The sequence below is a fragment of the Lentzea indica genome (assembly GCF_012184385.1).
GTDB classification, from domain to species: domain Bacteria; phylum Actinomycetota; class Actinomycetes; order Mycobacteriales; family Pseudonocardiaceae; genus Lentzea; species Lentzea indica.
On record NZ_VSRL01000619.1, the window covers coordinates 1 to 448 of the forward strand.

The following is a 448-nucleotide window of genomic DNA, read 5'->3' on the forward strand; positions in this document are numbered from 1 at the left end:
GACTCCGAGCATCCCGGCGCGTCGTCGCCCGCCGCCTCCGCCTCGATCACCTACCAGGTGCTGGACGCGTTGGCGTCCAACCAGGAGGTGTGGGAGTCGACGGTCCTGTTCATCACCTACGACGAGAACGACGGCTTCTACGACCACGTGCCGCCGCCGCGTCCGCCGTTGTCCGTGACGGACGAGTACGTGGGTGACCGGCCGTTGGGGCTGGGTGCGCGCGTGCCGATGACCGTCGTCTCGCCGTGGTCCGTTGGCGGTTACGTGTGTTCGCAGGTGTTCGACCACACGTCGATGACGCAGTTCCTGGAGCGGTGGACCGGGGTGCGGTCGGAGGAGATCTCCGCGTGGCGACGAGTGCTACTGCGGAAATCAATGCTGCGCGTTTTGGAATCATTCCACGCTCTTCCGGTAGTGAGCGGCGGTGCACCGAAGGTAGCGAGCACCG

Annotated in this window: 1 protein-coding gene; it reads left to right on the plus strand. The window is 66.1% G+C overall.

Going from position 1 to position 448, the window contains the following annotated elements:
• Positions 1-448 (plus strand): alkaline phosphatase family protein (locus FXN61_RS50000; RefSeq protein ID WP_281360903.1); only part of this gene is annotated, 448 nt, incomplete at both ends.